Source organism: Pseudomonas sp. UBA6562 (assembly GCF_002434265.1).
Classification (GTDB): Bacteria; Pseudomonadota; Gammaproteobacteria; order Pseudomonadales; family Pseudomonadaceae; genus Aquipseudomonas.
In genome coordinates, this window is record NZ_DJJS01000006.1 from 1 (window position 1) to 22,302 (window position 22,302).

Genomic DNA, 22,302 nt, shown 5'->3' on the forward strand with positions numbered 1-22,302 from the left:
ATCGAAGCGCTTCCAGTCTTGGGAAAACGGTCAACTCGTGGAATCTCAATGAGTGTTACGTTCCGTTTGCCCCGTAAGTGGTGCGCTGTATAAAGAGATCTGGCGAGGGGTCAAGGGCTTATTTAAAAATACTTTCAGACTGCCCTGCTTGCCGCCCTGCCCCGGGTTCTCTTCAGGCGTTTGGCGATCGCCGGCACCCGAAGCACTAACAGCAACGCCCCGATGCCTGCATAGATAGCCCACTCGGTCAGGTCCGAACGCACGATCCAGAGGAAGTGCAGCAACGCCAACCCAAGCACGGGGTACGTCAGCTTGTGCAGTTTCTTCCAACGCGCACCCAACCTGCGCTGACTGTAACGGTTGGAAGTGGCCGCCAATACCAGCAGCCCCAGGAAGGCCAAGGCACCGACAATGATGTAGGGGCGCTTGCTGAGCTCGACGGTCAACTGCCCCCAATCGAGCCCCAGGATGAACACCAGGTAGGCCGATAGGTGCAGCCCTATATAGGCGCACGCCCATAAACCGATCTGCCGGCGCGCTACTATCCACCCCGCCCACGTGGTCACACGCTGCAACGGCGTCATGGCCAGCGACACCAGCAGGAAGATCAACCCGCCCAACCCAAGACGGTCCACCAGGATCTTGCCTGGGTCCGGTCCCAGCAGGTTGGCGGCCGCCTCGTATACCCACCAGGCGGGAAACGCCACGCCCAGGATGAATATCGCCAAACGAAACAGTGGATAACGCATCAGTAGTTCTTCCGTAAGTCCATGCCTTGATAAAGCCCTGCCACCTCCTCGGCATAGCCGTTGAACATCTCGGTACTGCGCACGTTCGGACTGAACAACCCACTCGGCAGCCGTCGCTCACGCGCCTGACTCCAACGGGGGTGGTCTACGGTCGGATTGACGTTGGCATAGAAGCCATACTCGGTCGGCGCAAGCCCTTGCCACGTGGTTTGCGGCTGTTGCTCCACCAAACTGATGCGCACGATGGACTTGATACTTTTGAAACCGTATTTCCAAGGCAGCACCAGGCGCAGTGGCGCACCGTTCTGGTTGGGAAGTTCGCGGCCATACATCCCTACTGCCAACAGCGCCAAGGGATTCATGGCTTCATCCAGGCGCAAGCCTTCGACATAAGGCCAGTCGATCAAGGCGAACCCGGATCGCTGTCCCGGCATGCTTTTGGGATCTTGAAGGGTTTCGAAGCGAACGAAGCGGGCTTTGGAGGTTGGTTCGACGCGCTTGAGCAGCTCGGCCAGCGAAAAGCCCAGCCATGGAATGACCATGGACCAAGCTTCTACACAGCGCAGCCGATAGACACGCTCTTCGAACTGACTCGGCTTGACCAGGTCTTCCAGGGCATAGCGCCCAGGCTTGCCCACTTCGCCATCGATCACCACGCTCCAGGGTTCGGTCTTGAGGCTACCGGCGTTGGCAGCCGGATCGCCCTTGTCAGGCCCGAACTCATAGAAGTTGTTGTAATGAGTGGCGTCTTTATAAGGCGTGATCGCCTCGTCCTTGACCGTGATCGCTCCCCAGCGAGTGCTGGCCAGCTTGTCGGTGAACCAGGCAGGCGCCTTGCCGGACTCGACGTCGGCATAACGCGAGGCTTCGCTCGCAGCGCCGATGCGCGGCAGTCCCGCCACAGCTAGGCCGGCGAGCGAACCGCCGAGCACGCTGCGGCGCGAGAGGTAGAGGGATTCGGGCGTGATCTGTGACGCAGTGCAGTCGGAAGACTTGCGAATCTTGATGAGCATGATGGCTCCATAGCACAGGTAGCGGATGTACCTGTAAGACTATGGAGCCTGACGCTTATTCCTGCATCTGCCGGATTATTAGCGTTTGCGACGGCGACTGCGCAGCAGGAACTGGATAGGCCCGGATGCGGCATAACCCAGGAAGATCAAGAGGAGGATTCGCGGCGGATCGCTGAATACGACCGCGAACACCAGGACAACAGCCAGTATGGCCACGAAGGGCACACGACCTTTGAGATCCAGTTCCTTGAAACTGTTGTACTTGATGTTACTGACCATCAGCATGCCAGCCGCAGCGACGATCAACGCCACCAGGAACGACAGTTTCGAGCCCTGGATGCCGTAGTCGCTGAAGGCCCATACGATGCCCGCCACCACACCCGCCGCCGCCGGGCTGGCAAGCCCGATGAAGTAGCGCTTGTCGGCCTTGCCGACCTGGGTATTGAAACGCGCCAGGCGCAGTGCCGCACCCGCCACATAGATGAAGGCGACCATCCAGCCGACCTTGCCCATGTCGCCAAGCGCCCAGACGAACGCCAGCAACGCCGGGGCGACGCCGAAGGCGACCATGTCCGACAGCGAGTCGTATTCGGCGCCAAAGGCGCTCTGGGTATTGGTCATACGTGCGACGCGGCCGTCCAGGCCGTCGAGGACCATGGCCACGAAAATCGCGATGGCGGCGAAGGCGAAGTAGTTGCTGGCCTCGCGCGGGTTGCCGGCGCTCATGTAGCCGTGAGCGTTGATGGAGCTGATGATCGAGTAGAACCCGGCGAACAGGTTGGCCGTGGTAAACAGATTGGGTAGCAGGTAGATGCCGCGATGCCGCACTTTGTGCCCATCCGCATCGTGCCCTTCTTCGACATGCTCATCGACAGGCAACAGGCTTTCGGCGTCGGAGGGCGTATGCGGCTCTTCGGGACGTTCGCTCATGTAAAAGTACCTTGCAACAGGGTGGAAAACGTTCGACACGGGCGCGTATGACCGGTTCTGCCACACACGCCACCGGTCAGCTTTATACCAGATGCCGGCCCCAGAACGAAAAAACGCGGCCGAGGCCGCGTTCTTCGTGTGGTCGAGACCGAACTCAGTTCTTGGCCTTGTCGACGATCTTGTTCGCCGAAATCCACGGCATCATCGAGCGCAGTTGCTCGCCGATGACTTCGATGCCGTGCGCAGCGTTGTTGCGACGCTTGGCGGTCATCGATGGGTAGTTGGTGGCGCCTTCGCTGATGAACATCTTCGCGTACTCGCCGTCCTGGATGCGCTTCAGCGCATTGCGCATGGCCTTGCGGGATTCGTCGTTGATGACTTCAGGACCGGTCACGTACTCGCCGTACTCGGCGTTGTTGGAGATCGAGTAGTTCATGTTGGCGATGCCGCCTTCGTACATGAGGTCGACGATCAGCTTCAGTTCGTGCAGGCACTCGAAGTAGGCCATTTCCGGCGCGTAGCCAGCTTCGACCAAGGTTTCGAAACCGGCCTTGACCAGCTCGACGGTACCACCACACAGCACGGCCTGCTCGCCGAACAAGTCGGTTTCGGTCTCGTCCTTGAAGGTGGTTTCGATGATGCCGGTACGGCCGCCACCGACGCCTGCGGCGTAGGACAGCGCGACGTTCTTGGCGTTGCCCGAGGCGTCCTGGTAGATCGCGATCAGGTCAGGAATGCCGCCGCCTTTGACGAACTCGGAACGCACGGTGTGGCCCGGGGCCTTCGGCGCGATCATGATCACGTCGAGGTCGGCGCGCGGCACGACTTGGTTGTAATGGATCGAGAAACCGTGGGAGAAAGCCAGGGTAGCGCCCTGCTTGATGTTCGGCTCGATTTCGTTCTTGTACAGGGCGCCCTGGAATTCGTCCGGGGTCAGGATCATGACCAGGTCGGCCGCCGCAACGGCGCTGGCGACGTCGGCGACTTTCAGGCCATGGGCTTCGGCCTTGGCGACGGTGGCCGAGCCTTTGCGCAGGCCGACGGTGACGTCGACGCCGGAGTCTTTCAGGTTGCAGGCCTGGGCGTGGCCTTGCGAACCGTAACCGATGATGGCGACTTTCTTACCCTGAACGATGGAAAGGTCGCAGTCTTTATCGTAGAAAACTTTCATGCACTTACCCCTGGTTATATCTCGGCCCCTGTAGGGCCATCGCTAATTGTATTGAGTCAGATGCTCAGGACTTTGTCGCCACGTGCGATACCGGTCACGCCGCTACGGACGGTTTCCAGAATCGAGGCCGTACCGATGGCCTGGATGAAGCTGTCGAGTTTGTCGCTGGTGCCGCTCAACTGCACGGTGTAGACGCTGGCGGTGACGTCGACGATCTGCCCGCGGAAGATGTCCGTGGTGCGCTTGATCTCGGCGCGCTGCGCCCCGGTCGCCTTGACCTTGACCAGCATCAGCTCGCGCTCGATGTGCGCGCTTTCCGACAGGTCGACCAGCTTGACCACCTCGACCAGCTTGTTGAGGTTCTTGGTGATCTGCTCGATCACTTCGTCGTGGCCGACCGTGGTCAGCGTCAGACGCGAGAGGCTCGGGTCTTCGGTGGGCGCCACGGTCAGGCTTTCGATGTTGTAGTTGCGCTGGGAAAACAGGCCGACCACGCGAGACAAGGCACCGGGTTCGTTTTCCAGCAGCAGGGAAATGATGTGCCGCATATCAGGTACGCTCCGTCTTGCTCAGCCACATGTCGCGCATCGAACCGTCCTTGATCTGCATCGGATAGACGTGCTCGGTGCGGTCGATGGCGATGTCGATGAACACCAGCCGATCCTTCATCGCGAAGGCCTCTTCCAACTTGGGCTTGAGGTCTTCGAGCTTGGTGATGCGAATGCCGACGTGGCCATAGGCTTCGGCCAGCTTGATGAAGTCGGGCAGCGACTCGACGTAGGAGTGCGAGTGGCGACCGTTGTAGGCCATGTCCTGCCACTGGCGCACCATGCCCAATACGCCGTTGTTCATGTTGACGATCTTCACCGGCAGCCCGTACTGCATGCAGGTGGACAGCTCCTGGATGTTCATCTGGATGCTGCCTTCGCCGGTCACGCAAGCCACGTCCTGCTCGGGGAAGTTGAGCTTGATGCCCATTGCCGCCGGGAAGCCGAAGCCCATGGTGCCCAGGCCGCCGGAGTTGATCCAGCGGTTGGGTTTGTTGAAACGGTAGTACTGCGCGGCGAACATCTGGTGCTGGCCGACATCGGAGGTGATGTAGGCATCGCCCCGAGTGACTTCGCACAGGGTTTCGATGACTTTCTGCGGCTTGATGACGTTGCCGTCGCCCTTGTCGTAGGGGAACAGACCCTGGTCGCCACGCCACTCGTCGATCTGCTTCCACCAGGCATCGGCTGCGGCTTTGTCGGGCAGCTCGCCGATTTCCTTGAGGATCGCCTGCATTTCGGTCAGCACGCTGTCGACCGGGCCCACGATCGGCACGTCGGCCTTGATCAGCTTGGAGATCGACGCCGGATCGATGTCGATGTGGATGATCTTGGCGTTCGGACAGAACTTGGCCGGGCCGTTGATCACGCGGTCATCGAAGCGCGCACCGACGGCGAAGATCACGTCGGCATGGTGCATGACCATGTTGGCGGTGTAGCTGCCGTGCATGCCGAGCATGCCGACGAACTGGTCGTCGCTGCCGGGGAAGCAGCCCAGGCCCATCAAAGTGTTGGTGACCGGCAGGTTCAGCGACTTGGCGATCGCGGTCAGGGCTTCGGAGCCACCGCCGAGAATCACCCCGCCACCGGCGTAGACCACCGGCCGTTTGGCGGCCAGGAGCATCTCGGCCGCTTTGCGGATCTGCCCGGAGTGGCCACGTACGGCTGGGCTGTAGGAGCGCAGCTTGACCTTCTTCGGGTAGACGTACTCGAACTTCTCGGCCGGGTTGGTCATGTCTTTCGGGATGTCGACCACGACCGGACCGGGACGGCCGGACTCTGCCAGGTAGAAGGCTTTTTTCAGGATCTCGGGGATCTCGCTGGCGTGCTTGATCATGAAGCTGTGCTTCACGATGGGCCGCGAGATACCGATCATGTCGGTTTCCTGGAAGGCGTCGGTGCCGACCATGGTGCTGGGCACCTGACCGGACAGGATCACCATCGGGATCGAGTCCATGTAGGCCGTGGCGATACCGGTGATGGCGTTGGTCGCGCCAGGACCGGAAGTCACCAGCACGACGCCGGCCTTGCCCGTGGCACGGGCATAGCCATCGGCCATGTGGGTCGCAGCCTGCTCGTGGCGAACCAGGATATGTTCGACTTCCGGTTCCTTGAACAGGGCATCGTAAACATGAAGGAGAGCACCACCAGGGTACCCGTAGATGTGCTTAACGCCTTCGTCGCGCAAAAAGCGGACGACCATTTCAGCGCCGGATAAGAGCTCCACGATGTTCACCTCTAAAACGCCAGAATACCGCCCTCGATGGACGGGTCTTAATAGGTTTACTGCCAAGCAGAGCATGAGCGAAAACGTCAGCACTGACTGAGCAAGTATTGGGATCGCCCCAGAGTGTTGCGGGGGGTTCCCACCCAGCGCGAGGTAACGCGTTGCGGGGTGTAGCAGGCGGCGCGGGTATGCGCCTCATGATCTGCTTGGCGGGTCTGCTTCTGGCAGTCCCCCTTAAGCGGAAACTGGATTCTTCTGATTCTGCCGCTTCAAGTCAAGAAAAATTATTGCGGATAATCTGTCAGTACGATTATTTGCCACCACGTTTTCCTATCGTTACAGCAGGAAAATAAAGTTATCCATAAAAAAGGGCCACAAATTGCGGCCCTGAGGGTGAAAAGAGCAGAAATCAGGCGTCAGCGCCTATCGAACGATCGAACGCTGCCAGCAGTCGGCGCAGCTCGCGGCTTTGCTCGGGACGGTCGGCGAACACCGTTTCGGCCATGACCAGGATGCCGGAAGCGTTGGGCAACGGATGGCCGCCTTGGATGATCTGCGTCATGCGCGGTAGGAAAATCCATTGCAGCCATTGCTCGAACGCCATGGTGTCGACGGCGAACGGCTCGACGCTCGCCAGGGCCTTGGGATCGGGCGCAGTGTTCACCCACCAGCCCTGCACCTGCAACTCGCGCTCGATCAGCAACAGCTGATCGGCGATGTCCAGCACACGCTGCTCGACGGTCATAGGTTGACCTTGGCTTTCTGCCTTGCCGCCGCCGCGCCTGCGCTGTCGCCCTGTTTTTCACGGGCCTGGGCGATGGTGTTCCACAGCTCGGCTTGCAAGCTGGGGCGACCGTTGGCGTAAGTAAGGGCGCGGCGGGCCAACTGCTCGGCTTGTGCGGCATCGCCCTGGCTCAGACGCACCTGGGCCAGGCGGAACAATACCTGCGGCTCGCGCGGCGCGATGCGCTGGGCGCGCTCCAGGCTCGAGGAGGCGCCGTTGAAGTCGCCACTGCCCTGCTGTTGCTGCGCGGTGGTCAGCAATGCCAGCACCGGGCCGTCGAGCTGCTCGTCGGCGGCCAGTTCCGCAGCGCGGTTGCTGCGCGGAATGCCGGTCGGCGCACTGGCGGCAGGCGCCGATTGCGGTGCGGACATCGACGCGATGTCGAACGGCTCGTCGGCGATAGGGTTGGGGTCGCTGGTGACAGGCGCTGCGTTGACGGGCGCCGTTTCGATGGGCGTGGCCTCGATCGGCGCCGCGCCGCTACCGGCCGGGAACGACTGGATCGGCGAGGCGCCCGCGCCCTGGGGAATCATCACCGTCACGCCGGAATCTTCCGGCAGCGACTGCGCCTGCGCAGTACCGGTGTTGGGCGTCGCCGCCGTGTGCGCTCGCTGTTGGATGCGCTCGCTGTTGGACACGCGAGAGCTCGAATCCACGACCGGAATGTTGCCGCGCGGAACGCTGGAGCAACCCTGCAGCACGGCAATGGCCGTCAAGACTGGAAACCACCACTTGTTCAATTCACGCCCTCTCATGCTCTAGTGCTCAATTCATCCAGCCCTTGACCCAGTCCATGACCGAGTCGTCCGGCGCTTGCTCGCCACCACAGGCGGCACCGGCCGCAGGCTCGCTGCCGCGAATATACGGCATCTGCACGGCGCCCGGACAGCTCTGGTCGGACCCTTGCCCGGTGTTCGGATCGATCCAGGCCTGCACGATGTTGTCCGGTTGCGGCATGTCCAAGGGCAACGGGTCGGCCTTTTGCATGAAGCTGGTCCAGACCTGCAACGCACCGGTGGCGCCGGTGAACGGCGTCTTGCCGTTGTCGTCGCGGCCCAGCCAGACCACGGCCAGCAGGTCCTGGCTGAAGCCTGAGAACCAGCTGTCGCGCGAATCGTTGCTGGTACCGGTCTTGCCCGCCAGGGTCAGCGAGTTGGGCAGCACATTGTAGACCGAGCGGCCGGTGCCTTCGCGCATCACCCGCTGCATGGCGTTCTGCACCAGGTAGATGGCGCCGCCGTCGAAGGTCTGCTGGACCTGGAAGGGATAACGTTTGAGCGGCTCGCCTTCGGCGGTCAGCACGCTGCGGATACCACGCATCGGGGTATTGAAGCCGCCGTTGGCGATGGTCTGGTACATCGTCGCCACCTGCATGGGCGACATGCCGCCCGCGCCCAACAGCATCGACGGGAAGGCGTCCCAGTTCACGTTCACGCCCAGACGGCCGATGGTCTTTATCACATTCGGCACGCCCACTTGCAGACCGATCTTGGCCGTGGACAAGTTGTAGGAGTGCGCCAGCCCTTGGTACAGGTAAATGGTGCCGTGGGAGCGACGATCGTAGTTCTGCGGACGCCAGACCTGCCCGTCGGCGCCTTTGACCGAGAAGGCCTCGTCCTGCACCAGGCTGGTCAGGGTGAAGGTGCCGGGTTTTTCCAGCGCCGTGAGGTAGACGGCCGGCTTGACCAGCGAGCCGATCGGCCGCACGGCATCGATGGCGCGGTTGAAGCCGGCGAAGCCGGACTGCCGACTGCCGATCAGCGCCTGCACTTCGCCGGTTTCCGGGTTGCTCACCACCATCGCCGACTCGACCTCATCGGAGCCCTTACGCCCAGCCAGACGCTTGAAGGTCTCGGTCATGGCCGTTTCGGCCTTCATCTGCAGAATCGGGTCGAAGCTGGTGAAGATGCGCAGGCCTTCTTCGGTCAAGTCTTCGTCGCGGTAGTCTTCACGCAGCTGGCGCTTGACCAGGTCGAGGAAGGCCGGGAAGGAGCTGTCGGCCAGGCTGCCGCGCTTGGTCACGCCCAGCGGCATCTGCTTCGCGGCGTCGACCGCTTCCTGGCTGGCCACGCCCTGTTGGGCCAGCAGGTCGAGCACCAGGTTGCGCCGCTGCAAGGCGCGCTCCGGATAACGACGCGGGTTGTAGTACGAAGGCCCCTTGACCATACCGACCAGCAAGGCGATCTGGTGCAGTTTGAGTTCCGACAATGGCTGGCTGAAGAAGAATTGGCTGGCCAAGCCGAAACCGTGCACGGCGCGCTGGCCGTCCTGGCCAACGAACACTTCGTTCAGATAAGCCTCGAGAATTTCGCGCTTGTCGTAATGCAGCTCCAGCAACACCGCCATCATGGCTTCGTTGAGCTTGCGGCTCAGGCTGCGCTCGTTGGTCAGGAAGAAGTTCTTCACCAACTGCTGGGTCAGGGTGCTGCCGCCTTGGCGCATCGCGCCCGACGAGGTGTTGACCCACATCGCCCGGGCGATGGACTTGGGCGATACGCCATGGTGGCTATAGAAGTCGCGGTCTTCGGTGGCGATCAAGGTTTCGAGCAGGTACGGCGGCACTTGGTCGATGTTGATCAGGATGCGGTCTTCGAGGTTTTTCGGGTAGATACCGCCGATCATCAGCGGTTCGAGGCGCACCACGTCCAGTTTGCTGCCGTTGGCCCCGGCAAGTCCCGCCACGTAGTCGCCGGAAAAGCGTACACGCACGAACTGCGCGGGCTCCATGCCTTCATAGAACTGGAAGCCACGGGTGTTCAGGTCGACGTTGTTGCCGTTGACCGACGCTTCGCCCGGGCCGCTGGCGGCGGCTTCACGCCGGTAGCCCAGGGCGTCGAGTTCGGTGAGGAAGTCGTTCTTGCTCAGCTTCTGGCCAACGAACAGCTCCAGCGGGCGGGCATAGACCTTGGCCGGAATGGTCCAGCGCTTGCCGGAGAATTTTTCCTGCACGGTGGCGTCGAGGTACACGGCGAAGCCGGCGAGCGCGACCAGGCCTACCAGGCTGAGCTTCAGGGCCCAGCCGAGCAGGACGCGGCCGCGTCCGGGGCTGGATTTCTTGGGGGTACGGGGCTTTCGGGATCGAGTCATGGCGGCGGATTATACGCACTTTACTTTGGCTGGGCAGGCATCCCGGCGGTTTGCAGGGAAGGCACCATTGACCATAATGGCCCCTTCGAATTCCCTGACCCTCCGAAGGATCGCTCGTGAGCCAAGCCCTGATCGACGCGCTGCAGAACAGCGCCCTGTACCCCCATCCCGTGGACGGGTTCCAACTCATCGAGACGCACATCTCCTGGGTCCTGCTGACCGGCGAATACGCCTACAAGATCAAGAAGCCGATGAACTTCGGTTTTCTCGACTTCACCGACCTGGATAAACGCCGGCATTTTTGCAACGAAGAGTTGCACCTCAACCAGCGCCTGACCGAAGGCCTGTACCTGGATGTGCTGCCGATCACCGGCAGTGTGGAAGCACCGGTCATCGGCGGCGAAGGCGAAGCGCTCGAGTACGTGTTGAAGATGCGTCAGTTTCCGCAGGCGAACATGCTCAATGCCCTGCAGGCCAATGGCGAACTGACCGCTGACCACATCGACCAACTGGCCCGGCAGATCGCCGCGTTCCACCTCGACGCGCCCCGCGTGCCCGACACCAAACCATTGGGTTCGCCGCACCACGTCATGGAGCCGGTCGAGCAGAACTTCGAGCAGATTCGCCCGTTCCTCAAGGACAGCGCCGACCTGGAGCAGTTGGACAACCTGCAAGCCTGGGCACAGAGCACCTACCAGCGCCTGGAGTCGTTGATGCTCAAGCGCAAGGCCGAGGGCTTCGTGCGCGAATGCCACGGCGACATCCACCTGGGCAACGCCACGGTGATCGATGGCAAGGTCGTGATCTTCGACTGCATCGAGTTCAACGAGCCCTTCCGCATGACCGATGTCTACGCCGACATCGCCTTCCTGGCCATGGACCTCGAAGACCGCGGCCTGAAGTGGCTGGCGCGGCGTTTCATCAGCCAGTATCTGGAACTGACCGGCGACTACCAAGGCCTGGAGCTGCTCAACTTCTATAAAGCCTACCGCGCGCTGGTACGGGCCAAGGTCGCGCTGTTCAGCCTGTCTGCCGACGCCGACGGCGTGCAGCGCGCCACCACCCTGCGTACCTACCGCAACTACGCCAACCTGGCCGAGAGCTACAGCGCCATTCCTTCGTCGCTGCTGGCGATCACTCACGGCGTCTCGGCGGTGGGCAAGAGCCATGTGGCCATGCGTCTGGTTGAAGCCCTGGGCGCCATTCGCGTCCGTTCGGACGTGGAGCGCAAGCGTCTGTTCGGCGAGCAATCGGCCGAGGCTGAGGCACTGGCCAGCGGTATCTATGCCGAAGATGCCAGTATCGCCACCTACCAGCGCCTGCACCAATTGGCGGCAACCATTCTCAAGGCAGGTTTGCCCGTGGTGCTCGATGCCACGTACCTCAAGCAGGACCAGCGCCATGCAGCGGCCCATGTGGCCAGCGAAACCGGCGTGCCGTTCCTGATCCTCGACTGCCATGCGCCCGAAGCGGTGATCCTCAGTTGGCTGGAGCAGCGTCGATCCGAGCAGAGCGACCCATCGGATGCCACGCTGGAAGTCGTCAAGGCGCAACAGGCAGGGCGCGAGCCGCTCGATCAAGACGAAACCTTGCTCAGCAAGCGTGTCGACACCCACCAAGCCAGTGCCATGGATGGGCTGATCGAGCAGATTCGCCAGCGCCTGCCAGGCCTGTAATCGCCCAAACCTTGCCAGGCGAGGCCGGATCACGGCCTCGTATGGCAAAAAAGGCGCATTGGCAAAACCCCGCTACACTCATCTGCTGTTCTGCTGACGATTTCCTCAGACGACACCGTTCAGCCATCGCAAGGAGGCTTGATGAACGATGAGTTGCAGCACCTTAAAAATCTGGGCAAGACCTCCGCGCAATGGCTTCACGCCGTCGGCATCCACAGCCTCTCCGACCTACGCCGCCTCGGCGCGGTCAGCGCCTACCGGGCGGTGAAGCTGCGGGGGTTTCGTGCATCGAAAGTACTTTTGTATGCCATCGAAGGTGCCTTGCTCGACATGCACTGGAACGATTTGCCAAGCGAACGCAAACAGGCGCTGCTACAGCAACTGAATGCCAAACCGCTGAACCAAAAAATAATTTGATAAATGCGGTGCAGGGGATTGACTACGAAATGAGAATCGTTATGATTATCACAACTGGTCGCGAGACTGGTTGGATAACCTGAAAGCCCTTGGTCGGACTCTCAGATTATCTCCTCATCAGGCTAATCACGGTTTTTGACCCGGCAATTTGCCGGGTCTTTTTTTATCGGTGCTTTTGCCGATGTCGATGAGGATGGCAGGCGATCTGGTCCATCGCCTGCCGCAGCCAGATCGGGGGCCGTTCCCGTCCGCCTTTCACGGCTTGCGGACAGGAACGGCCCCTACGCGGGTCAGCCCCTTTCGCCGCTTCAGCGCATGATGACCAAGGGGTGCCCCCGCTCGGGATGCGCTTGCACCAGCACTTCGATACCGAACACCGCCTGCAAGGCCTGGGGTGTGAGCACCCGTGACGGCACGTCCAAGGCGTGGCAGCGCCCCTCCTGCAACAGCAGAATGCGGTCGCAGTAGCGGGCGGCCAGGTTCAGGTCGTGCAGAATCACCAGCACGGCCGCGCCGCGGTCGGCGACGTCGCGCACCGTTTGCAAGGTGGTGTGTTGATGCAGCGGGTCGAGCATCGAGGTCGGCTCGTCCAGCAACAGGGTGGTACCGGTCGCTCCGGGCCATAGTTGAGCCAGCACCCGCGCCAGGTGCACGCGCTGACGCTCGCCACCCGACAGCTGCAGATAGCTACGCGCACACAGGTGCCAGGCATCGGCCGCCCGCAGCGCGGCTTCGACGATCTCGCCATCCTGCCGCTCGCCGCTGGCATGGGGCAGACGGCCCAACCCCACCACTTCCCGAACCGTGAAGGAAAAGCCCAGGCTCGAGACTTGCGGCAATACGGCCAGGCAACGTGCCCTCTCCTGCCCGCGCCAACTGTCCAGCGCACGCCCCGCCAGGCGTACTCGCCCCTGACTCGGTGCCAGTTCCCCGCACAGCACGCTCAGCAAACTGCTCTTGCCCGCCCCGTTGGGGCCGAGCACGCCTACTATCTGGCCAGGTTGCAGTTGCAGGTCGATATCGCTCAGCACCGCTTTGTGGCCGCGGCGCAGGTGCAAGGCTTCGACTTCGAGCATCAGCCGCGTCCTCGGATCAGCAGGAACAAGAAGAACGGCGCACCGATGAAGGCCGTGACGATGCCGATGGGCAGTTCGGCAGGGGCCAGTGCCAGCCGCGCGATCAGATCGGCGAATAGCAACAACGTGCCGCCTGCCAACAGCGACGCTGGCAGCACCACGCGGTGGTCCGGCCCGGCCAACAGGCGCACAAGGTGCGGCACCACCAGGCCAATGAAACCGATCAGGCCCGCCGCCGCCACTGCCGCACCTACCCCCAATGCAGTGCAGAACACCAACTCGCGCTTGAGCCCTTCCACATCGACACCCAGGTGCCGCGCCTCGGACTCGCCCAGCAGCAATGCATTGAGCGCCTGTGCCCGGCGCGGCAGCCACAGCGCCACGCCGCCGGTGACCAACAGCAGTGGCCACAGGCGCTGGTAGCTGGCGCCGTTGAGGCTGCCCAGGTTCCAGAAGGTCAAGGTGCGTAACGTGGCGTCGTCGGCTAGATAAGTGAACAGCCCCACGGCCGAACTGGCCAGGGCGGTCAGGGCGATGCCGGCGAGCAGCATGGTCGCCACGCTGGTCTGGCCGTCGCGCCTGCCCAGGCGATAGACCAGCGCGGTTACGCCCAGGCCGCCAAGAAACGCGCAGACCGACAACAGATAAGGCGCGAACGCCTCATCGATGCCGCCCAGCCAACTGCCGCCCACGATCGCCACCGCCGCGCCCAATGCCGCGCCGCTGGCGACGCCGACCAGGCCCGGATCGGCCAGCGGATTGCGAAACAGCCCCTGCATGGCGACCCCGGACAGCGCCAGCACCGCGCCGACGGCCAAGCCCAGCAACGTGCGGGGCAGACGGATCTGCCCCAGGATCAGTTCGGCCTGCCCCAGCCCTTCGCCCGAGAGCGGCACGCCCAGCAGCCGCAGCCCCGCGCGCCAGGTGTCGGCCAAGGGCAGGTTGACCGGCCCCAATGCCAGCGACAGCCATACGGCCAACAGGCAAGCCAGGCCCAGCCCGATGAACAACGTGCGCGGTGCCAGCAGCCGCCTCATCGCGCCAGGCTGACCTGGCCTGCGGGATAGAACGCCTGGGCCAGACGCTCCAGTGCAGCGGGCAGCCGTGGCCCCAAGCCACCGACCAACAAGGTGGGATCGAGGGTGATCACGCGCTGTTCACGCACCGCTCGGGAGCCGGCCAGGCCTGGGTTCTCCTTGAGCAAAGCCTGCACGGCCGCTTCGCCGCCCAGCGCGCGGTCGGACACCACCAGCACGTCCGGATCCAGGGCCGCCAGCGCCTCCAGCGACAGGGGTTTGTAGCCCTGATGGTCGGCCAGATTACGCGCGCCGGCCTGCTTGAGCAGCCAGTCCCCCGACGTGCCCTGCCCTGCCAGCAAGGGTTTGCCGCCGGCATGGCCGACCAGCAACAGCACACCGGGCGCGGCCTGCTTGGCCTGGGCGTTTTTGATCGAGGCGGTCAAGGCATCGATCTGCTGGCGGTAGTCGCCGGCCAGCGTAGCGGCCTGCTGTTCGGCGCCAAGGAGGCTGCCCAGCCGCTTGAGGTTGTCGTCGACCGCAGCGAGCCCCGGTTCGCTGGAAAACAGCTCGACCCGCACCCCGGCGTTGCGCACTTGCGCAAGCACGGGCGGCGGTCCCATCTCATCGGTGCCGACCAGTACGTCGGGGCGCAGGCTGAGAATGCCTTCGGCGGACAGTTGCCGCTGATAGCCGATGCTTGGCAATGCCTTGAGCGTTTGCGGGTGCTGGCTGGTGGTGTCGACGCCGACCAGGTGCGCCTCGCCGCCCAATGCGCTGATCCATTCGCTCAGAGCGCCACCGGCACTGACCCAGCGCTGCGGCAGCTCCTGGGCCAAGGCCAGGGAAGAGAAGGCCAGGCCGGCGCACAGGCTGACCAAGGTGAGGGACTTGCGCATCATCGGGATTCCTCGCTAAAGCAGGCCACGCGCCTTGTGACGCCTGGTGGAACTACGCACCATGGGCAGCCGGTACGACGCTGGCGGCCATTTGATAATTACTCGCATTGAAGCGTCAAGCGACGCGCGCATTCCCACAAGGCTGACACCATGGATTTTCTCTGCCCTTCCGATGCCCTGCCCGAAGGCACCAGCCGCGCGTTCAGCCTCGACCAGGCGACGCTGTTCGGCGTACGGCGACAAGGCCGCGTCTACCTCTACCGCAACCGCTGCCCCCATCGGGGTATCGGGTTGCAGTGGTCGCCGGAGGCGAGCCTGCTCGACCCCAGCGGCCAGCTCATCGAATGCGCGCACCATGGCGCGTTGTTTCGGGTGGAAAGCGGCGAGTGCGTCGCCGGCCCTTGCGAAGGGGAATGGCTCGAAGCCCTGGCCTGTCACGAAGACGCCCAGGGCCTGTGGCTCATGGACTCAACAACACCGGCAAACGCCGATCGATGAAGATTTCCCCGGCATCCAGCCGAGTGCCGTACGCCAATACCTCGACGCCGTCGGCCGCCGCCGCGCGCAGGGCTTGGGCATAGGCCGCGTCGATCTCCTCGGCCGGGCGCACTGCATCGATCCCGGTAAGGTTGACGCAATACAGCTGCACCGCCCGCACGCCCTGACGCGCCAAGGCGGCCAGTTCGCGCAGATGCTTGGCCCCGCGCTGGGTCACCGCATCGGGAAACGCGGCGACCGCTGAGCCCGGGTAGCCCAGGGTCACGCTCTTGACCTCGACGTAAGCGGCGCCGTGCGGGTACTCCAGACGAAAGTCGATGCGGCTGCGCTCCTCGCCATAGGCCACTTCCCGGCGCAACGCGGTGAAACCGGCCAGCTCGGCGATCAGCCCCGCGCGCAAGGCTTCCTCGACCAATGCATTGGCCCGCGCGGTATTGATGCAGGCCAGACGGCCCTGGGGCGTTTCGCTGATCTCCCAGGTACCGGGCAGCTTGCGCTTGGGGTCGTTGGAACGGCTGAACCACACCTGCCCGCCTTCGACCATGCAGTTGAGCATCGAGCCGGTGTTGGGGCAGTGGATGGTCAGCTGTTCGCCGCTGGCCAATTCGATGTCGGCCAGGAAGCGCTTGTAGCGCCGCAGCAGGCGGCCCTCTTCCAGTTCGGGATGGAAGCGCATCAGCCTTGCCAGCTCCGCAGGCCGCGGGCGATGCGCTCGACGGCCTGCTCCAGGCGCGGCAGGCTCTGGGTGTAGGCGAAGCGCACATGGTGCCCGGCCAGGTGGCGACCGAAATCCAGCCCGGGGGTGAAGGCCACGTGTTCGGTTTCCAGGAAATGCCGGCAGAACGCGAAGGCATCGCCGCCGAACGCGCTGATATCGGCATAGAGGTAGAAGGCGCCCTGAGGCTCGACGGCAATGCCGAAGCCCAACTCGCGCAGCGCCGGCAACAGGTAGTCGCGGCGACGGGCGAAGGCTTCGCGGCGCTCCTCCAGAATCGCCAGCGTCTGCGGTTCGAAGCAGGCCAGCGCGGCGTGCTGGGCCATGCTCGGGGCGCTGATGTAGAGGTTCTGCGCCAGTTTCTCCAGGTCGGCCACCGCGACCGGCGGCGCCACCAGCCAGCCCAGGCGCCAGCCGGTCATGCCGAAATATTTGGAGAAACTGTTGAGCACGAAGGCGCCGTCGTCGACCTGCAGCACGCTCGGTGCGTCCATGCCGTAGGTCAGGCCATGGTAGATCTCGTCCACCACCAGGTGGCCCTGACGCGCCTGCACCGCACGCGCCAGTTCGGCCAGCTCGGCGCGCTCGAGCACCGTGCCGGTGGGGTTGGCCGGCGAGGCGACCAGCGCACCGACCGTGTCCTGGTTCCAATGGCGCTCGACCAGGTCGGCGGTCAGTTGGTAGTTTTCCTCGGGCCCGACCGGCACCAACTGCGCGCCGCCTTCGACCAGGCGCAGGAAGTGGCGATTGCACGGGTAGCCCGGATCGGCCAGCAACCAGTGCTTGCCCGGGTCCACCAACAGGCTGCTGGCCAGTAGCAAAGCGCCCGACCCGCCTGGGGTGATGAGGATGCGCTGCGGGTCGATGTCCAGCCCGTAGCGCTGGGCGTAGAAACCGGCGATCGCTTCGCGCAATGCCGGCAGGCCACGGGCGGCCGTGTAGCGGGTATGGCCCGCGGCAAGGGCCGCCTGGCCGGCGGCGACGATGGGCGCGGCGGTGGTGAAGTCGGGCTCGCCGATCTCCAGGTGGATGACGTCGTGGCCAGCCGCTTGCAGCTCGTTGGCGCGCGCCAGCAGGGCCATGACGTGGAAGGGTTCGATCGCGCGACTGCGTGCGCTGTAGGGTTGCGTCATGGCGTTTCTCGCTGATGACTGAACTGAATTCTTTTCTTGCGGCCTGCTACCGAACGTGCCGAACGCGGCGCTGTCCATAGCCAGATCGGGAGGGTAGCGCGCCCCCGATCTATCTGATAAGTTCGGCGGCTCGCAGTCGCAGGGCCGGCGGGTGTCGGATAAGGAGCAGCCTGCGCATTGGATCAGATGAGTGAGAGGCGGTCTATTCATGTCCACCGTAGAAAAGCAAAAAACCGGTCAGACCATGTACGGTGTCGAGCCTTATAAGGAAACGAAGGGCGAGGAGTACATGGCCGAGCCCATGCGCACGCACTTCACCAAGTTGCTGACCGCTTGGAAAGGTGAGTTGATGCAAAGCGTCGACCGCACCGTGGACCACATGAAGGACGAAGCAGCCAACTTCCCGGACCCGGCCGACCGTGCTAGCCAGGAAGAGGAATTCGCCCTGGAGCTGCGCAACCGTGACCGGGAGCGCAAGTTAATCAAGAAAATCGACAAAACCCTGCAGAAGATTACCGACGAAGAATACGGCTGGTGCGACAGCTGCGGCATCGAGATCGGCCTGCGCCGTCTGGAAGCCCGCCCAACTGCGGACCTGTGCTTCGACTGTAAGGAAATTGCCGAGAAGAAGGAAAAGACCCACGGCAAGGGTTGATCCTTCATCCACCTGAACGGGGCGCATCATGCGCCCCGTTTCGTTCATATGCCCAGCCAGACCATGACAGACACTCGCTACATCGGACGCTTCGCCCCCACCCCCAGTGGTTTCCTGCACTTCGGCTCACTGGTCGCGGCACTGGCCTCCTGGCTGGATGCGCGCGCGGTCGGCGGCCGCTGGCTGCTGCGCATGGAAGACACCGACCCGCCGCGCGAAATGCCCGGCGCGCGCGATGCCATCCTGCAGACGCTGGAGCGCTACGGCCTGGAATGGGACGGCGAGGTGGTGGTGCAGAGCCAACGCCACGCGGCTTACGCAGCCGTGGTCGATCGCCTGTTCAACCTGGGTCTGGCCTACGCCTGCACCTGCTCGCGTAAACAGCTCGAAGGGTACGACGGTATCTACCCCGGTTTTTGTCGCAACGCCGGCCACGCACGCGAAGGCGCGGCGATCCGCTTGCGGGTGCCGGAGCTGACCTACCGTTTCCAGGACCGTGTGCAAGGCGAGTTCAGCCAGCACCTGGGGCGGGAGCTGGGCGATTTCATCATCCAGCGTCGCGACGGGTTATACGCCTACCAACTGGCGGTGGTGCTCGACGATGCCTGGCAGGGCGTGACCGACGTGGTGCGCGGTGCCGACCTGCTCGACAACACGCCACGGCAACTGTACTTGCAGGAGTTGCTCGGCTTCGCGCAACCGCGCTATCTGCATGTGCCGCTCATCGTGCAACCCGACGGCCACAAGCTGGGCAAGACCTACCGTTCCCCTGCGCTCGACGCCGACCAGGCCACGGCCTTGCTGTTGCGTGCCTTGCGTGCGCTGGGCCAGGCCACCGACCCCGACATGGCGCACGCTAGCCCCGCCGAGGTCTTGGCCATCGCGCGCCAGCGCTGGCAGGTCGCGGCGATTCCCCAGCAAACCACCCTGGCCGAAGCCGATCTGCGCTAGAACACTTGCCCCAACGGTAGAAGCCCAATAGATTCAGGCCCCCTGCTCGACGACAGGGACGTCCGTCCACGGCCGCCCTGTTCGCTGCGCGCCACCCATTCTTCGAGGCCAGCATGTACATCTATCGTTTGGTCCTGCTCCTGGTGGTGGGGATCTACCTGTTCTCACCCGCCATCATGGACTGGTGGATCGACCCGACCGGCGCCTGGTACCGGCCCTACCTGCTCTGGCTGATCCTGATCGTCGTCACCTTCATTCTGCAGAGCCAACGAGATGCCGATGAGCTTTAGCCTGACCCAGATGGTCCTGATCAGCGCCGCCTACCTGCTGGTGCTGTTCGGCGTGGCCTGGATCAGCGAGCGTGGCCTGATTCCGCGCGCGGTCATCCGCCACCCGCTCACCTACACCCTGTCGCTGGGCGTCTACGCCAGCGCCTGGGCCTTCTACGGCTCGGTGGGGCTGGCCTACCAATATGGCTATGGCTTCCTGGCGTGCTACCTGGGCGTGTCCGGGGCCTTCCTGCTGGCGCCGGTGTTGCTGTATCCGATCCTCAAGATCACCCGCACCTATCAACTGTCGTCCCTGGCCGACCTGCTGGCGTTCCGCTTTCGCAGCACCTGGGCCGGCGCGCTGACCACCATCTTCATGCTCATCGGCGTGCTGCCCTTGCTGGCCTTGCAGATCCAGGCGGTGGCCGACTCGATCAACATCCTCACCGGCGAGCCGGTCAAGGCGCGGGTGGCCCTGGCGTTCTGCGTGCTGATCAGCCTGTTCACCATCTTCTTCGGCTCGCGCCACATCGCCACCCGCGAGAAGCACGAAGGGCTGGTGTTCGCCATCGCCTTCGAATCGGTGATCAAGCTGCTGGCCCTGGGCGGCATCGGCCTGTATGCGCTCTACGGCGTGTTCGGCGGGCCGCACGAACTGGAAACCTGGCTGTTGCAGAATCAGACCGCCCTGGCCGCCTTGCACACCCCGCTCCAGGAAGGGCCATGGCGCACGTTGCTGTTGGTGTTCTTCGCCTCGGCCATCGTCATGCCGCACATGTACCACATGGCCTTCACGGAAAACCTCGACCCGCGCTCGCTGGTCAGCGCCAGCTGGGGCCTGCCGCTGTTCCTGTTGCTGATGAGCCTGGCCGTACCGCTGATCCTCTGGGCCGGCCTGCGCCTGGGCGCGACCACCAACCCGGAATACTTCACCCTGGGCCTGGGCATCGCCGCCAACAATTCGGCGTTGGCCTTGCTGGCCTACATCGGCGGGCTGTCGGCCTCCAGCGGGCTGATCATCGTCACCACCCTGTCGCTCTCGGGCATGGCCCTCAACCATTTGGTATTGCCGCTTTATCAGCCACCGGCCGAGGGCAACATCTATCGCTGGCTGAAATGGACGCGACGGGCGTTGATCGTGGCCATCATCGCGGCGGGCTTCGTCTTCTACCTGACCCAGAACAACCACCAGAGCCTGGCCAATCTGGGCATCGTCGCCTTCGTCGCGACCTTGCAGTTCCTGCCCGGCGTGCTCTCGGTGCTGTACTGGCCCACGGCCAACCGACGCGGCTTCATCGCCGGCCTGCTGGCGGGCATCGCGGTGTGGATGGTGACCATGCTGCTGCCGCTGCTGGGCAATGTGCAGGGCTTCTACATCCCGCTGCTGGACATGATCTATGTGCTCGACGACACCAGCTGGCACATGGCAGCCATCGCTTCGCTGGCCGCCAACGTGCTGCTGTTCACCCTGATTTCGCTGTTCACCAACGCCAGCAGCGAAGAGGCCAGCGCAGCCGAGGCCTGCGCTGTGGACAACGTGCGCCGCCCGCAACGGCGCGAACTGCATGCCGCCTCGCCCCAGGAGTTCGCCACGCAACTGGCCAAACCTTTGGGCGCGAAAGCTGCGCAGAAGGAAGTCGAGCAAGCCCTGCGCGACCTCTACCTGCCCTTCGACGAACGCCGCCCCTATGCCCTGCGGCGCCTGCGCGACCGCATCGAGGCCAATCTGTCGGGCCTGATGGGGCCGAGCGTGGCCCAGGACATGGTCGAAACCTTCCTGCCGTACAAGTCGGGCAACGAAAGCTACGTCACAGAAGACATCCACTTCATCGAAAGCCGCCTGGAAGACTACCACTCGCGCCTCACGGGCCTGGCCGCCGAGCTCGACGCGCTGCGCCGCTACCACCGGCAGACCTTGCAGGAACTGCCGATGGGCGTGTGCTCGCTGGCCAAGGACCAGGAAATCCTCATGTGGAACCGGGCCATGGAAGAGCTGACCGGCATCGCCGCCAAGCACGTGGTCGGCTCGCGCCTGATCACCATCGGCGAGCCCTGGCGCGGGCTGCTGCTGGATTTCGTCAGCCTGCCCGACGAGCACCTGCACAAGCATCGCCTGGCGCTCGAAGGCCAGCCGCGCTGGCTGAGCCTGCACAAGGCGGCCATCGACGAGCCGCTGGCGCCGGGCAACAGCGGTCTGGTGCTGTTGGTCGAAGACCTCACCGAGACCCAAGCGCTGGAAGACAAGCTGGTGCACTCCGAACGCCTGGCGAGCATCGGCCGCCTGGCCGCCGGGGTGGCCCACGAGATCGGCAACCCGATCACCGGCATCGCCTGCCTGGCGCAGAACCTGCGCGAGGAGCGCGAGGGCGACGGGGAGATCATCGAGCTGTCGAGCCAGATTCTCGAGCAGACCAAGCGGGTGTCGCGCATCGTCCAGTCGCTGATGAGCTTCGCCCACGCCGGCGGCAGCCAGCAGAACAGCGAAGAGCCGGTGTGCCTGGCCGAGGTCGCGCAGGACGCCATCGGTCTGCTGGCCCTGAACCGGCGCAACTTCGAAGTGCAGTTCTTCAACCTGTGCGACCCCGAACATTGGGTCGAGGGCGATCCGCAGCGCCTGGCGCAAGTGCTGATCAACCTGCTGTCCAATGCCCGCGACGCGTCGCCGCCTGGCAGTGCGGTGCGTGTGCGCAGCGCCTTGAGCGAGGGGAACGAACACATGGTCGATCTGATCGTCGAAGACGAGGGCAGCGGTATTCCCAAGAACATCATGGACCGCTTGTTCGAACCCTTCTTCACCACCAAGGACCCCGGTGAAGGCACGGGGCTAGGCCTTGCGCTGGTCTATTCGATTGTGGAAGAGCATTATGGACAAATCACCATCGACAGCCCTGCCGACCCCGAACGGCAACTTGGTACCCGGATCCGCGTTACCCTGCCACGGCATGTCGTAGCGACGTCCCCAGACATTCGAGACCGTCGAGAGAATTGA

At 63.6% G+C, this 22,302-nt stretch carries 21 protein-coding genes; 7 read left to right on the forward strand and 14 right to left on the reverse strand.

Annotated features, from left to right (window positions below; genetic code table 11):
* Window positions 1-134: 134 nt before the first annotated feature.
* The 9 genes from msrQ to mrcB all read right to left on the reverse strand — a co-directional run bounded on the left by msrQ (window position 135) and on the right by mrcB (window position 10,008).
* On the reverse strand, window positions 135-749 hold the full coding sequence (gene msrQ, locus B4M43_RS07720; RefSeq protein ID WP_296265759.1) for a protein-methionine-sulfoxide reductase heme-binding subunit MsrQ: 615 nt from the start codon (window positions 747-749) through the stop codon (window positions 135-137).
* Window positions 749-1,762 carry a protein-methionine-sulfoxide reductase catalytic subunit MsrP gene (gene msrP, locus B4M43_RS07725; protein WP_296265761.1) on the reverse strand — a complete coding sequence of 338 codons (1,014 nt, stop codon included), beginning with the start codon at window positions 1,760-1,762 and terminating at the stop codon, window positions 749-751. The genes msrQ and msrP overlap by 1 nt, the downstream gene beginning before the upstream one ends.
* Before the next feature lie 78 nt (window positions 1,763-1,840).
* Window positions 1,841-2,692, reverse strand: coding sequence for a CDP-diacylglycerol--serine O-phosphatidyltransferase (gene pssA, locus B4M43_RS07730; RefSeq protein ID WP_296265763.1), 852 nt, complete (start codon window positions 2,690-2,692; stop codon window positions 1,841-1,843).
* Window positions 2,693-2,846: 154 nt separating this feature from the next.
* Window positions 2,847-3,863 carry a ketol-acid reductoisomerase gene (ilvC, locus tag B4M43_RS07735; protein ID WP_296265765.1) on the reverse strand — a complete coding sequence of 339 codons (1,017 nt, stop codon included), beginning with the start codon at window positions 3,861-3,863 and terminating at the stop codon, window positions 2,847-2,849.
* A gap of 56 nt (window positions 3,864-3,919) precedes the next feature.
* Complete coding sequence (ilvN, locus tag B4M43_RS07740; RefSeq protein ID WP_296265768.1) at window positions 3,920-4,411, reverse strand: acetolactate synthase small subunit; 492 nt, start codon at window positions 4,409-4,411, stop codon at window positions 3,920-3,922.
* A 1-nt stretch (window position 4,412) separates the two neighbouring features.
* Window positions 4,413-6,137, reverse strand: coding sequence for an acetolactate synthase 3 large subunit (locus tag B4M43_RS07745; protein WP_296265772.1), 1,725 nt, complete (start codon window positions 6,135-6,137; stop codon window positions 4,413-4,415).
* 409 nt (window positions 6,138-6,546) lie between these two features.
* Window positions 6,547-6,882 (reverse strand): YqcC family protein, encoded by a 336-nt coding sequence (locus B4M43_RS07750; protein WP_296265774.1) that lies wholly within the window; start codon window positions 6,880-6,882, stop codon window positions 6,547-6,549.
* Window positions 6,879-7,676: a tetratricopeptide repeat protein gene (locus tag B4M43_RS07755; protein ID WP_296265776.1), complete on the reverse strand. Its 798-nt coding sequence runs from the start codon at window positions 7,674-7,676 to the stop codon at window positions 6,879-6,881. Before B4M43_RS07755 ends, B4M43_RS07750 begins: the two co-directional genes overlap by 4 nt.
* Before the next feature lie 10 nt (window positions 7,677-7,686).
* Complete coding sequence (gene mrcB / locus B4M43_RS07760) at window positions 7,687-10,008, reverse strand: penicillin-binding protein 1B (RefSeq protein WP_296265777.1); 2,322 nt, start codon at window positions 10,006-10,008, stop codon at window positions 7,687-7,689.
* A gap of 116 nt (window positions 10,009-10,124) precedes the next feature.
* Here mrcB and B4M43_RS07765 point away from each other — a divergent pair, with 116 nt between their 5' ends.
* Complete coding sequence (locus B4M43_RS07765) at window positions 10,125-11,684, forward strand: AAA family ATPase (protein WP_296265778.1); 1,560 nt, start codon at window positions 10,125-10,127, stop codon at window positions 11,682-11,684.
* Between the two features lie 141 nt (window positions 11,685-11,825).
* Window positions 11,826-12,101, forward strand: coding sequence for a TfoX/Sxy family protein (locus B4M43_RS07770; protein WP_296265779.1), 276 nt, complete (start codon window positions 11,826-11,828; stop codon window positions 12,099-12,101).
* 308 nt (window positions 12,102-12,409) lie between these two features.
* On the opposite strand, the gene B4M43_RS07775 is transcribed toward B4M43_RS07770, so the two are convergent.
* The 3 genes from B4M43_RS07775 to B4M43_RS07785 are packed head-to-tail and all read right to left on the reverse strand — an operon-like array spanning window position 12,410 to window position 15,092.
* Window positions 12,410-13,177: a heme ABC transporter ATP-binding protein gene (locus B4M43_RS07775; protein WP_296265780.1), complete on the reverse strand. Its 768-nt coding sequence runs from the start codon at window positions 13,175-13,177 to the stop codon at window positions 12,410-12,412.
* The gene (locus B4M43_RS07780; RefSeq protein ID WP_296267281.1) at window positions 13,177-14,160 is read right to left on the reverse strand and encodes a FecCD family ABC transporter permease; all 984 of its coding nucleotides are present in this window, start codon (window positions 14,158-14,160) and stop codon (window positions 13,177-13,179) included. Before B4M43_RS07780 ends, B4M43_RS07775 begins: the two co-directional genes overlap by 1 nt.
* Before the next feature lie 50 nt (window positions 14,161-14,210).
* Window positions 14,211-15,092: a heme/hemin ABC transporter substrate-binding protein gene (locus tag B4M43_RS07785; protein ID WP_414707823.1), complete on the reverse strand. Its 882-nt coding sequence runs from the start codon at window positions 15,090-15,092 to the stop codon at window positions 14,211-14,213.
* A gap of 150 nt (window positions 15,093-15,242) precedes the next feature.
* On the opposite strand from B4M43_RS07785, the gene B4M43_RS07790 reads away from it, so the two are divergent.
* Window positions 15,243-15,590: a Rieske (2Fe-2S) protein gene (locus B4M43_RS07790; RefSeq protein ID WP_296265784.1), complete on the forward strand. Its 348-nt coding sequence runs from the start codon at window positions 15,243-15,245 to the stop codon at window positions 15,588-15,590.
* Here B4M43_RS07790 and sfsA read toward each other — a convergent pair.
* Window positions 15,553-16,266, reverse strand: coding sequence for a DNA/RNA nuclease SfsA (sfsA, locus tag B4M43_RS07795; protein WP_296265786.1), 714 nt, complete (start codon window positions 16,264-16,266; stop codon window positions 15,553-15,555). The two genes, B4M43_RS07790 and sfsA, sit on opposite strands and share 38 nt — an antisense overlap.
* Complete coding sequence (locus B4M43_RS07800) at window positions 16,266-17,438, reverse strand: pyridoxal phosphate-dependent aminotransferase (RefSeq protein WP_296265788.1); 1,173 nt, start codon at window positions 17,436-17,438, stop codon at window positions 16,266-16,268. Before B4M43_RS07800 ends, sfsA begins: the two co-directional genes overlap by 1 nt.
* Before the next feature lie 208 nt (window positions 17,439-17,646).
* On the opposite strand from B4M43_RS07800, the gene dksA reads away from it, so the two are divergent.
* The 4 genes from dksA (at window position 17,647) to B4M43_RS07820 (ending at window position 22,302) form a co-directional block, all read left to right on the forward strand.
* On the forward strand, window positions 17,647-18,093 hold the full coding sequence (dksA, locus tag B4M43_RS07805) for an RNA polymerase-binding protein DksA (protein WP_296265790.1): 447 nt from the start codon (window positions 17,647-17,649) through the stop codon (window positions 18,091-18,093).
* A gap of 63 nt (window positions 18,094-18,156) precedes the next feature.
* On the forward strand, window positions 18,157-19,044 hold the full coding sequence (gene gluQRS, locus B4M43_RS07810) for a tRNA glutamyl-Q(34) synthetase GluQRS (protein ID WP_296265792.1): 888 nt from the start codon (window positions 18,157-18,159) through the stop codon (window positions 19,042-19,044).
* 113 nt (window positions 19,045-19,157) lie between these two features.
* Window positions 19,158-19,334, forward strand: a complete 177-nt coding sequence (locus B4M43_RS07815; RefSeq protein ID WP_010796831.1) for a hypothetical protein — start codon at window positions 19,158-19,160, stop codon at window positions 19,332-19,334.
* Window positions 19,318-22,302, forward strand: a complete 2,985-nt coding sequence (locus B4M43_RS07820; protein ID WP_296265800.1) for a sensor histidine kinase — start codon at window positions 19,318-19,320, stop codon at window positions 22,300-22,302. The genes B4M43_RS07815 and B4M43_RS07820 overlap by 17 nt, the downstream gene beginning before the upstream one ends.

Coding starts and splice junctions, on each gene's coding strand:
- B4M43_RS07785 (WP_414707823.1), bottom strand. CDS start 15,092: ATGCGCAAGTCCCTCACCTTGGTCAGCCTGTGCGCCGGCCTGGCCTTC.
- B4M43_RS07820 (WP_296265800.1), top strand. CDS start 19,318: ATGCCGATGAGCTTTAGCCTGACCCAGATGGTCCTGATCAGCGCCGCC.
- B4M43_RS07750 (WP_296265774.1), bottom strand. CDS start 6,882: ATGACCGTCGAGCAGCGTGTGCTGGACATCGCCGATCAGCTGTTGCTG.
- ilvC (WP_296265765.1), bottom strand. CDS start 3,863: ATGAAAGTTTTCTACGATAAAGACTGCGACCTTTCCATCGTTCAGGGT.
- dksA (WP_296265790.1), top strand. CDS start 17,647: ATGTCCACCGTAGAAAAGCAAAAAACCGGTCAGACCATGTACGGTGTC.
- gluQRS (WP_296265792.1), top strand. CDS start 18,157: ATGACAGACACTCGCTACATCGGACGCTTCGCCCCCACCCCCAGTGGT.
- B4M43_RS07800 (WP_296265788.1), bottom strand. CDS start 17,438: ATGACGCAACCCTACAGCGCACGCAGTCGCGCGATCGAACCCTTCCAC.
- B4M43_RS07770 (WP_296265779.1), top strand. CDS start 11,826: ATGAACGATGAGTTGCAGCACCTTAAAAATCTGGGCAAGACCTCCGCG.
- pssA (WP_296265763.1), bottom strand. CDS start 2,692: ATGAGCGAACGTCCCGAAGAGCCGCATACGCCCTCCGACGCCGAAAGC.
- msrQ (WP_296265759.1), bottom strand. CDS start 749: ATGCGTTATCCACTGTTTCGTTTGGCGATATTCATCCTGGGCGTGGCG.
- B4M43_RS07790 (WP_296265784.1), top strand. CDS start 15,243: ATGGATTTTCTCTGCCCTTCCGATGCCCTGCCCGAAGGCACCAGCCGC.
- B4M43_RS07815 (WP_010796831.1), top strand. CDS start 19,158: ATGTACATCTATCGTTTGGTCCTGCTCCTGGTGGTGGGGATCTACCTG.
- msrP (WP_296265761.1), bottom strand. CDS start 1,762: ATGCTCATCAAGATTCGCAAGTCTTCCGACTGCACTGCGTCACAGATC.
- mrcB (WP_296265777.1), bottom strand. CDS start 10,008: ATGACTCGATCCCGAAAGCCCCGTACCCCCAAGAAATCCAGCCCCGGA.
- B4M43_RS07755 (WP_296265776.1), bottom strand. CDS start 7,676: ATGAGAGGGCGTGAATTGAACAAGTGGTGGTTTCCAGTCTTGACGGCC.
- B4M43_RS07775 (WP_296265780.1), bottom strand. CDS start 13,177: ATGCTCGAAGTCGAAGCCTTGCACCTGCGCCGCGGCCACAAAGCGGTG.
- ilvN (WP_296265768.1), bottom strand. CDS start 4,411: ATGCGGCACATCATTTCCCTGCTGCTGGAAAACGAACCCGGTGCCTTG.
- sfsA (WP_296265786.1), bottom strand. CDS start 16,266: ATGCGCTTCCATCCCGAACTGGAAGAGGGCCGCCTGCTGCGGCGCTAC.